Origin of the sequence: Desulfobacter vibrioformis DSM 8776 (assembly GCF_000745975.1) — a bacterium.
GTDB lineage: Bacteria > Desulfobacterota > Desulfobacteria > Desulfobacterales > Desulfobacteraceae > Desulfobacter > Desulfobacter vibrioformis.
On record NZ_JQKJ01000025.1, the window covers coordinates 41,361 to 51,951 of the forward strand.

Below are 10,591 nucleotides of genomic sequence, written 5' to 3' on the forward strand. Positions count from 1 at the left end.
GAAAGGAGGACCCATAACCGGTGTCCATCCGGAAATAACTTTCTATATTCTGTTCACTGCCAGTAATAAAAATGGAATAACTAAATGAAAACCTTGAAAATTACCCGGGGATTTGACCTGAATGTGGCCGAACAGCCCGATCTGAGCTGTGTTCACCTGGCCCTGCCGTCCAGTCTGGCCTGCTGTGCCGGGGACATCCCCCATATCCGGCCCAAATTGCTGGTTAAAGAGGGTCAGCGGGTTAAAACCGGCCAGGCCCTGTTCACAGATAAGCGGGATACGACCATACAGTATGTATCCCCGGGAACCGGTCAGGTGGAAAAGGTTATTTACGGGCCCCGGCGACGTCTTATGGAGGTGGTGATCGCAACAGAGTCCGAAGATGGGTATATTGAATGTAATCCGGTTGCTTTGGACGACATCACCGGCATGCCCGGGGATGAACTTGTGGCGCACCTGAAAAAAGGCGGTCTGTGGCAGGGCCTTCGCCAGTTTCCGGCCCTGGATTTCGCTGATCCCGATCATTCCCCTGCCATGATTATCGTGGCCATGGACGGCAATGACCTCTTTTCGCCGCATCCGGCCATCATCCTTAAAGACAGCATTGATGCCTTTGACGCGGGTATGGCGGTTTTACGCCGGTTTTCACACCGGCTTGTCGTGGTATGCCGGGAAAGCAGCCTGGCAGGCATCCGGGAGCTGGACTGTTCAGTGGCGGACCAGATAACCCACACAGCCCCGGACATATATCCTGCCTGGCACCCCGGTGCCGTACTCTATCAGATCAGGCAAGTGGCCACGGAGAACAGTTCCTGGTGCATCCGCCTGGATCACCTGGTCATGATGGGCCGGTTTTTACTTTCCGGCCGGTATCCGGTTGAAAAAATCGTAACCATTACCCGGCCCGGGGAACGGCTGCCCCATATGCGGGGCCGCCAGGGCATGCCCTTGTCTGCCCTGGCCGGGGAAATACCTGGAAACAGTATGGTCACCACAGGCCGGTTCAACGGCCGGCTCCTGGAAAAGGATGCCCATATCGGTTTTTTTGAAAACACGGTCAATATCATTGAAGCCGGGGCAGAGGAGCAGATGTTCGGTTTTGCCCGGCCCGGCCTTGACAAGCCATCGGTCTCCGCCACATTTCTGTCTTCCCTGTTCAGGGGTCCGGCAAAAATGGACTGCACCCTTCACGGGGAAGCGCGGGCCTGCATCAACTGCTCCTATTGCGAACGCATCTGCCCCAATGACCTTATGCCCGCCTTTATCATGAAGGCCCTTCACGGGGGCGAACTTGAAGAAGCATTGGCCCTTGGGCTCATGGACTGCTGCAAATGCGGACTTTGCTCATTTGCCTGCCCGTCCAAGATTGAACTGACCCGGATCCTTTCGGACGCCATGGACGCCTATTACAAGGACAAACAATGAAGAATCCCTTAAGAAAGTTTTTTGATGATACACGGCCCTTGTTTACCGGGGACGGGAAGTATAAAAAGTATGAGCCTGTCTGGGACGCCACAAAAACATTTTTCTTTCTGCCTTCGGCCAAAACCCGTGTCATGCCCTTTGTCCGGGATCACCTGGATCTGAAACGCTACATGAGCATCGTGATCCTGGCGCTTTTGCCGGTGACCTTTTTCGGGATATACAACACCGGATACCAGGCCGGCATCGGGGCCGGGGAATCCTGGTCCGTGACCCGATGCTTTCTTTTGGGCGCCTGGTATGTGCTGCCCATGATCATTGTTTCCTATGTGGTGGGGTTTGCCTGGGAGTTTCTTTTTGCGGTGATGCGGGGCCATAAGATCTCCGAAGGACTTCTTGTCACAGGGCTGCTTTTTCCCTTGACCCTGCCCCCCACCATCCCTTTGTGGCAGGTGGCGCTTGGCATCTCCTTCGGGGTGGTCATCGGCAAGGAGGTATTTGGTGGTACAGGCCGCAATATCCTTAACCCGGCACTGACCGGACGGGCCTTTCTGTTCTTCTCCTACCCGGTCACCATGTCCGGGGATGTCTGGGTGGCAGGCAAACATCTGGTGGACGGCGTGACCGGAGCCACGGCGCTTTCCGTGACAGGGGCCGGGGGGCAGTCGATCACCGCAGCCATCCGGGACGCCGGTTTTCCCCTGGGGCAGCTTTTCACAGGATTTGTGCCGGGCAGCGTGGGAGAGACCTCGGCGCTCTGCTGCCTGATCGGTGCGGCCATTCTCATGGTGACCCGCATTGCCAATTACAGGATCATTATCGGCGGTATTGCAGGGCTTGTCATCACCAGCATCATCGTATACCTGATCCCCGGGGGGCAGGACGCCTGGTCCAATGCCGGTCCCTTTTACCATTTGTGTGCCGGCGGATTTCTGTTCGGCATCACCTTTATGGCCACAGATCCGGTCTCCGCGCCCGGCACCAACCCGGGCCGCTGGATTTTCGGGGCTGCCATTGGTTTTTTAACCGTGATTATCCGGGTGGGCAACCCTGCGTTCATGGAAGGGGTGATGCTGGCCATCCTGTTCATGAACGTGTTTGCGCCGTTGCTGGACCACCTGGTACTCAAGTACAAATCGTCAAAAAGGATTCCCAATGTTTGATAAAAACTCAAAACCCCATGTGATCTTTTTTGCCCTTGTCCTGTCCGTGGTGTGCAGCCTTTTGATTACGGCGGCGGCAACGGGTCTTAAGGACCGGCAGCAGGAGAACATGGCCCTGGACAAAAAAATGAACCTGCTCCAGGCCGCAGGCCTTGTGGATGCCGGGCAAAAACCCGGGAAAGACGCCATTAACGCCCTTTATGACGAACGTATTGAAGAGGTTGTGGTGGACCGCCAGGGCAAAGTGATGGAAACCGAAGACCCAGACGGCATGCATCTGTATTTTATCCATGCACCGGGCAGCCGGGACGACCATGATTTTAATGACATTGCAGGCTATATCGTGCCCATCAATACCCGGGGGCTGTGGGGAAAAATCCAGGGGTACCTGGCCTTTGAAAATGACGGGCAGACCGTATCCGGTTTTTCCGTGTTCAGCCACTCTGAAACCCCGGGACTTGGCGGCGAGATCGAAAGTGCCTGGTTCCGGAAGAATTTCAAGGGCAAAAAGATCCTCAATTCCCAGAATAAATTTGTCTCCATAGGGATTGCCAAGGGAAAGGCCGAAGATCTGCCCAAAGATGAACAACCCAATTATGTGGACGGTATCTCCGGGGCCACCCTGACAGGCAGATATCTGTCCGAAGGTATTAAAAACACCCTGATGAAGTACGAGGGCGTATCTGTTGCCTTCAGGCAGAAACAATTGAAGGCCGAAGATAAACATGCGGGCAGTATCCATAGCTCAAACCCATCGGGCGATTAAACTTTCAAAAGGTGAACCATGAAGCTTAAATCCAGAAGTGAATACTACGACATCCTGATCAAGGGCCTGTGGACCCAGAACCCGGTGGCCTACCAGGTGCTCGGGATCTGTTCGGCCCTGGCCGTGACCGTGAAGATGTCCACGGCCATTGTCATGGCCCTGGCCCTGACCGTGGTAACGGCCTGCTCGTCCATGATCATCTCTTCCATGAGGAAGATTATTCCCTCCAATATCCGGATCATTGTGGAACTGGCCATTATCTCCACGTTGGTCATTGTTACCGACCAGGTGCTTAAAGCCTATTTCTATGACATCTCCAAACAGCTCTCCATTTTTGTGGGGCTGATCATCACCAACTGCATTGTTTTAGGCCGTGCCGAAGCCTTTGCCCTGGCCAATGACCCCATTGACTCATTTGTGGACGGCATCGCCAACGGCCTGGGCTATGGTCTGATCCTTGTGCTGGTGGCCTTTATCCGGGAACTTCTGGGTTCCGGAACGTTTTTAGGATTCCAGGTGGTGCCCCAGTTTGCATATGACCTTGGTTTTCAAAATATGGGGCTCATGGTGCTGGCCCCGGGTGCCTTTTTTGTCATCGGCCTGCTGGTGTGGCTGAAAAATTCTTTGCCCGGCATATCAAGCCAAAAAAAATAAGGAGCATTCATGGGCGATCTGTTCAGTCTGTTTATTAATTCCGTTTTTATCGGCAACATCCTTCTGGCCTATTTCCTTGGGATGTGTTCCTTTATTGCCGTGTCCAAAAATGTGGATACTGCGGCAGGATTGGGGTTTGCCGTTATTTTTGTGCTGTCAGTCACAAGTCCGGTAAACTGGGTTATCTATCATGGGCTTCTGGCCCCGGGGGCTTTGTCCTGGCTGGGATATCCCGGTCTTGACTTGAGCTTTTTAAAATTCATTACCTTTATTGCCGTGATTGCCGCCATCACCCAGGCCGTGGAGATGGTCATTGACCGGTATTCGCCCGGGCTTTACGCCACGTTGGGCGTGTTTTTGCCCCTGATCGCCGTAAACTGCGCCATTCTGGGCACCAGTCTTTTCATGGTGGAGCGCAATTACACCTTTATAGAGTCCATTGTATTTGGCGCAGGTTCCGGCACCGGCTGGATGCTGGCCATTGTCACCATGGCCGCCATCCGGAAAAAGGCCCGGTATTCGGATGTCCCCGAGGGGCTGCAGGGATTCGGGTTCACCATGATCATTGCCGGCCTTATGGCCATGACCTTTATGATGTTCTCAGGCATCACACTATAAGGAGGCTTTGAATTGATTTACCTTATCAGCATTGTGGTGTTTACCGTTGTTATCGGTATTCTGGTTGCGGTGCTTCTGTTTGTGGAAGCCAGGGTGACCACCAGGGGTGAACATGTGGTGACCATCAACGGCAAGCCAGACCAGGCCTTGAAAATTTCGGGCAATCCCACGCTTTTATCTGCCCTGGCAGGCAACGAGATCTTTTTGCCTTCTGCCTGCGGCGGATCCGGGTCCTGCGGAATGTGCAGGTGCAAGGTCCTTGAGGGGGGCGGCAGCGTACTGCCCACGGAGATTTCCCACCTGAGCCGGAAGGAAAAGACAGAAGGGGTTCGTCTCTCCTGCCAGCTCAAAGTCAAGGAAGATCTTTCCATTGAGGTGCCTGAATCCATTTTCGGCATCAGAAAAGTGGACGCTGAAGTGATATCCAATAAAAATGTGGCCACCTTTATCAAAGAACTTGTGCTGCGTCCCTCTGACCCCTTTGACTTCAAGGCCGGGGCCTATATTCAGATTGACGTGCCCGAATATGAAATTGATTTTAAAGATTTTCATATTGCAAGCAAATATGTCAGCGAATGGAAAAAGTACAAGCTTCTGGAACTGACGGCCAAAGGGATAAAACCGGGATTCAGGGCCTATTCCCTGGCCAATCCCCCCCATGACAAAGAAATTCTCATGCTCAACGTGCGTATTGCAACGCCGCCGCCGGGCACCGAAGGCATTCCCCCGGGGTTTGGTTCATCCTATGTGTTCGGGCTTGAACCCGGTGACCGGGTCATGGTGTCAGGCCCTTACGGGGATTTCATGGCAAGGGATACAAACCGGGAGATGTGCTTTATCGGCGGCGGTGCCGGCATGGCCCCCTTGCGTTCCCATATCCTGCACCAGCTGGACGGTATCAATTCCGGGCGCAGGATTTCGTTCTGGTACGGGGCCAGATCCAAAAAAGAGATGTTTTACAACAACGATTTTAAGGAATTGGTGGAAAAATATCCTAATTTCTCCTACCATGTGGCCCTGTCCGCCCCGGAACCGGAGGACAACTGGACCGGACAGACCGGATTTATCAACACCTATCTTGTGGATACATACTTAAGCACCCACGAAGATCCGGCTGAAATTGAGTATTACCTGTGCGGACCGCCGCCCATGATTGATTCCGTTATTCACAGTCTTCACGGGATGGGTGTGGAGGATGATATGATATTTTATGACAAGTTTTAAAGGATATTGATGCAAACCACGTTTTTGGGAAAAACCCTTCACACGCCCCTGGTGCTGGCATCGGGCGTGCTCGGCAGCAATAAAGCCATTCTGGAGCGGGTCTGGGAAAACGGATGCGGGCTTCCCACCATGAAGTCCATTGGACCTGCCCCCCGGGAGGGCCATAAGAACCCAACGGTCATTGACCTTGGCAACGGCATGATCAATGCCGTGGGCCTGCCCTCCCCGGGCTATCTGAACATGGAAGAGGAGTGGCAGGAATTGTCGGACCGGGCCTTTCCCATAAACGCCAGCATCTACGGCGGGTCTGTGGACGAGTTTGTCCGGGTGGCGGAATTTGTATCTGCCAAAGGGCCGGACTTTATTGAACTGAATATCTCCTGCCCCAATTCAGACCAGCACGGCATGATTTTCGGGGTCAATGCCCAGTCTTCCCATGATGTTGTGGCAGCGGTTAAAAAAGTGATTCATGTGCCCCTGATTGCCAAGCTGACCCCGGCGGCCCCGGATATCGCAGGCATTGCAAAGGCGTGTGAGGATGCAGGCGCCGATGCCATCTGCGCCATTAATACGGCAGGCCCGGGCATGGTCATCGACATTGAGTCCCGTTCTCCTGTGCTCGCCTTTAAAAAGGGCGGACTTTCCGGCCCCATGATCAAACCCATTGCCGTGCGCTGCGTGTACGATATTTTTCGCTCTGTATCCATCCCCATCATTGGCCTGGGCGGCATCAGCACGGGAACAGACGCCATCGAGATCATCATGGCAGGGGCCAGTCTTGTGGGAATCGGTACAGCCGTGCGGTACCGGGGTATTACCGTGTTTGATAAAGTCAATAAGGAGATCAACGACTGGCTGGCAGCCCACGGCACCACCCTGGAAGAGATCCGGGGCGCAGCCCACAGGGAGGCCCTGTGATTACGCAACTGATGCCCGCCATGGTCAAGGTGGCGGAAAGGAAAATTCACAGTCCTGAGTTCGCCACCCTTTATATTGATGAACCCATTGACTTTAAACCGGGCCAGTTTGTCATGGTGTGGATTCCCGGCGTGGATGAAAAACCCTATACCATTTCCCATCACAGCCCGGACCGCTTCGGCATCACCGTGGAGGCCAAGGGTATTTTTTCCAGAAAGGCCGTATCCCTTGGGCCTGGTGATAAAATCGGCATCCGGGGGCCCTTTGGCAACGGATTTAATATGGGAAACGGCCATAAACGGGTGGCGGTTGTGGCCGGCGGCTGCGGCATGGCACCGCTTGCTCCCCTTGTGGAGGCTTTTCAGACCGATAACGGGCCTGAAACTTTATTAATCCAGGGGGCCAGATCCAAATCTTTTCTGCTCTACCCGGACCGGTTTACGGCAAAGGCCGAAATCTGCACAGATGACGGATCAAAAGGATATAAAGGGTTTGTGACAGACATTCTGGTGCAGAAAATCAAGGCATTGCCGGCGAACTTAGCCCCTGGTTTTGATATGGTCTATACCTGCGGCCCGGAAATCATGATGGCAAAGGTATTTGAAATCTGTGAAGCCCACGGCATTCCCTGCCAGGTCAGTCTGGAACGGTACATGAGATGCGGATTCGGGGTATGCGGGGCCTGTGTCTGCGGCCATGCCGTGGTATGCAAGGACGGGCCGGTGTTTGGCTCAAAGGCCTTGAGAACCATGGCGGATTTTAATACCCGGGCCCTGTTGAAAACCGGCAGATCGGTTCCCTTAAATGAATATGCAGCCTGGCGCTGCCAATAGTTGGTGTTTAATTAGAACCATGAAGCGCATGAAGGACATGAAGATTGATTTTCCGGTATATTCTTCATGCTCTTCATGTCCTTCATGGTAAAATACTCAATGTTTAAATTTGTGTAGGAAAATAAGGGTTGAAAGAAGAAAGATGACTTATAAAGAAGAATTTATTGAGTTTCTGGTGCAGTGCAATGCCTTGAAGTTTGGCGAGTTTGAACTGAAAAGCGGCCGGATTGCCCCCTATTTTATCAACACCGGCATGTTTGACACCGGCTCAAAGATTAAAAAACTGGGCACCTATTATGCCAGGGCCATTGAGGCCCATTTCAAAGACGAGTTTCACGGGATTTACGGACCTGCGTACAAGGGGATTCCTTTGTGCATCACGGCCGCCTGTGCCCTGGCCGACATGGGCATTGACAAAGGGTATGTGTTCAACCGCAAGGAAGCCAAAACCTATGCAGACAAAAGCGCTGTGGTGGGCATGCCCCTGACCCCGGACACCCGGCTGGTCCTGGTAGATGACGTCATCACCTCGGGCAAGGCCATCCGGGAATCCCTGGAAGTTCTAAAAGGATGCAGCAATCCAGAGGTGTGCGGCATTATCATCAGCGTGAACCGCCAGGAAAAGGGAAAAACAGACAAAAATGCCCTGGCAGAGGTGGCAGACACCCTGGGTATTCCCATTTTTGCCATTGTTACCATACGGGAGATCATTAATTTTCTGCACAACCGGGAAATAGCGGGCAACATTGTTCTGGATGACGAAATGAAAGCAAAGATCGAAACCTATCTGGAAACCTATGGTGCAGACCATTAACATCAGGCCGCGGTTCAAATAATCGTTTTGATTTTATCCTGGAGCTGGTCAGCCGTGAACGGCTTTTTTATAAAATCGTCGGCACCGGTTTTTATAGCCAATTGCTCTTGTGACCGCTCGGATTCCGTTGAGACAATTACGATGGGAATTTTATCCACAGAAAAATTTTCCCTGACTTTCCGGGTTAACTCTATTCCCGTCATGACCGGCATGTTAAGATCGGTCAAGATCAGATCAAAGGATTGGTCATGTTCCAGTATATCCAATGCCTGCTGTCCGTTTTCTGCCGTTATGACCGAGATCCCCATGGCTGAAGCAACGCTGCCGTAAAATGCCAGCATGGATCTTGAATCATCAACGGCAAGTATTTTTTTTTTCAATCGGCCCGAAGAAATTGATTTGATTTGATCCGCATCAGATGCCGCTCTTTTGCCTTTCATGGATTTCAGCTTTTTAGAAAATGCGCCGCAAAGACCCTGGTCGTTTGATTTAATAATCGCTTCAATCATTTTGTTGCCAATTGTCTCATCTTCATAAAGAGATTCAAACAAGGACAGGGCCCTTGATGCAACAACGGCATTGATTAACCGGAAAGCATGGTCGTCACCTTTTCCGAGAATTTCCTTTAACTTTTTTGCCACACCCGGATTGATTTGATTATTGAGTGAGGTGATCACAGCGATGAGTATTGCAGGATCCTGCTCAGAAAGTCCGTCGATAAGGAGGACAAGGCCCTTCATTGAAAATATTTGACCCAAAGCATCATACACGGCAAACCTGACATTGGGATGGTCGGCGATTCCCTTATCAAACGCATCAACAATCAAGTCTGCCCCTTTTTTATCGCCAATAGCCCCAAGAAGGTTTACCGCCATGATGTTTAAATCCGTATTGCCCGCTAGCAGAAAAGGGGCGATAAAACGGATGGTTTCCGGTCCCAGCCGTGTCAACGCATCATGAATGATTCTTCTGGCGATAGGATTGCGGTGATGAATTTTTGATGCCAGAAAGGATATGGCCTTGTCGGTGTTTATGATTGCCAGGGCATCAATTGCGCTGGCAACAGCCAGACCGCACGTTTCATAACGGTCGTCAACTTCTGCGTCCGCCACTATTTTGCATAGTGCATCAACCGAATCAACATCCTTGTAATGCCCAATGGTTTCAATGGACAAGGATGCGATTAAAGAATCACTATGGTGCAGATATTGCCGAAATATGTCAAGTGCTTCAGGCGGCTGAATTAATGAGAGTGCAGAAAGGATTGCAAACCCTTCATTATAATGCGGATGTCCGGATATCAATTCAGATGGCTGTTCTGATATAAGATCCGAAAAGAGTCTGAGCAGAGCAGATGTGGCAGACGGATACTTTTTCCGGCAACACACCTGTAAGCTGATTTTTTTAAAGTTCATATTGTCAGACATAAGGCCTTTTACGGTTTGGGCCTCGTTTTCCAGTAAAAGGGACCGGAGCGTATTTTCAGCCATGAGCGCTGCCTGATCAAAGGGATCACTCTGTCTGCATAACTCGACAAGCCCGGGAATCTCAGCATAGGCCTTCTTTTTTTCAACATCCTGTAGCAGGTTGACTTGTTCTATGAAACTTTTTGAGGCGAAATTTTTAAGCGCGTCCATTGGGCTCTCCTTTCCTGTTTTTTATTTCATTTCATCTGCGGTCCTTGCATGGGAGCGTCAGCCACAAAGGGCAATACATTGAAAATATGGCAAATGGTTACAATCAATTTACGAAATGGTTTTCCAGCCTATGAATCAAACGAATCGAAAATATTTCCCCTTGAATCCGGAGACCGGTTAAACCTTAAACCAGAACCAGTTTGAACAATACCCAAAAAAGAACTTCTGACAGAAAAATTCGCCCTGCAGTTTGTCAAAAAAGTTACAGACTGCCGGTTAAAACAGTTTATCGCCGATCACGCCCCCACTGACCGGTGAAAACTTAAGATCCTTGATCTTAAATCCGAAATATTCCGGTTTAAATCCATGATCGCCGGCATTTCCGCGGTCCTTGAAATAGTCTTCCAGGGTCAGTCGGATGACCTCAAAGGCAATGTCATCCCATGGGATTTCTGATTGGGAAAACAGGCGCACATCAGTGCTTTCCGAGGTGGGGCCAAAATCCTGGGATAATAGTTCAGCAATAAACATCAGGTAAATTT

Annotated in this window: 11 protein-coding genes; 9 read left to right on the forward strand and 2 right to left on the reverse strand. The window is 51.4% G+C overall.

The annotated features are described in order from the left end of the window. The first annotated feature begins 84 nt into the window (after window positions 1-84). From Q366_RS14930 to pyrE, 9 genes are all read left to right on the forward strand, one after another. Window positions 85-1,425 (forward strand): 4Fe-4S dicluster domain-containing protein, encoded by a 1,341-nt coding sequence (locus tag Q366_RS14930; protein WP_035240435.1) that lies wholly within the window; start codon window positions 85-87, stop codon window positions 1,423-1,425. Beyond that, window positions 1,422-2,585 carry an NADH:ubiquinone reductase (Na(+)-transporting) subunit B gene (locus Q366_RS14935; RefSeq protein ID WP_035240436.1) on the forward strand — a complete coding sequence of 388 codons (1,164 nt, stop codon included), beginning with the start codon at window positions 1,422-1,424 and terminating at the stop codon, window positions 2,583-2,585. Before Q366_RS14930 ends, Q366_RS14935 begins: the two co-directional genes overlap by 4 nt. Next, complete coding sequence (locus Q366_RS14940) at window positions 2,578-3,351, forward strand: FMN-binding protein (RefSeq protein WP_035240438.1); 774 nt, start codon at window positions 2,578-2,580, stop codon at window positions 3,349-3,351. The genes Q366_RS14935 and Q366_RS14940 overlap by 8 nt, the downstream gene beginning before the upstream one ends. A gap of 18 nt (window positions 3,352-3,369) precedes the next feature. Then, the gene (locus Q366_RS14945; protein ID WP_051958080.1) at window positions 3,370-4,005 is read left to right on the forward strand and encodes an NADH:ubiquinone reductase (Na(+)-transporting) subunit D; all 636 of its coding nucleotides are present in this window, start codon (window positions 3,370-3,372) and stop codon (window positions 4,003-4,005) included. Window positions 4,006-4,014: 9 nt separating this feature from the next. After that, a complete protein-coding gene (gene nqrE, locus Q366_RS14950; protein ID WP_035240440.1) occupies window positions 4,015-4,623 on the forward strand; it encodes an NADH:ubiquinone reductase (Na(+)-transporting) subunit E in 609 nt (202 codons plus the stop codon). Between the two features lie 12 nt (window positions 4,624-4,635). Further along, window positions 4,636-5,847, forward strand: a complete 1,212-nt coding sequence (nqrF, locus tag Q366_RS14955) for an NADH:ubiquinone reductase (Na(+)-transporting) subunit F (RefSeq protein WP_035240442.1) — start codon at window positions 4,636-4,638, stop codon at window positions 5,845-5,847. A 9-nt stretch (window positions 5,848-5,856) separates the two neighbouring features. Next, entirely contained in the window at window positions 5,857-6,765 is a 909-nt protein-coding gene (locus Q366_RS14960; protein ID WP_035240445.1) for a dihydroorotate dehydrogenase, read from the forward strand. Further along, window positions 6,762-7,598: a dihydroorotate dehydrogenase electron transfer subunit gene (locus Q366_RS14965; protein ID WP_051958081.1), complete on the forward strand. Its 837-nt coding sequence runs from the start codon at window positions 6,762-6,764 to the stop codon at window positions 7,596-7,598. The genes Q366_RS14960 and Q366_RS14965 overlap by 4 nt, the downstream gene beginning before the upstream one ends. Window positions 7,599-7,740: 142 nt before the next feature. Beyond that, window positions 7,741-8,412: an orotate phosphoribosyltransferase gene (pyrE, locus tag Q366_RS14970; protein ID WP_035240447.1), complete on the forward strand. Its 672-nt coding sequence runs from the start codon at window positions 7,741-7,743 to the stop codon at window positions 8,410-8,412. Between the two features lie 14 nt (window positions 8,413-8,426). On the opposite strand, the gene Q366_RS14975 is transcribed toward pyrE, so the two are convergent. Together Q366_RS14975 and Q366_RS21605 are read right to left on the reverse strand one after the other, a co-directional pair. Further along, window positions 8,427-10,049, reverse strand: coding sequence for a response regulator (locus tag Q366_RS14975; protein WP_035240449.1), 1,623 nt, complete (start codon window positions 10,047-10,049; stop codon window positions 8,427-8,429). Between the two features lie 276 nt (window positions 10,050-10,325). Then, window positions 10,326-10,591: ADP-ribose pyrophosphatase (locus tag Q366_RS21605; RefSeq protein ID WP_035240463.1), on the reverse strand; the 266-nt coding region annotated here is incomplete at its 5' end.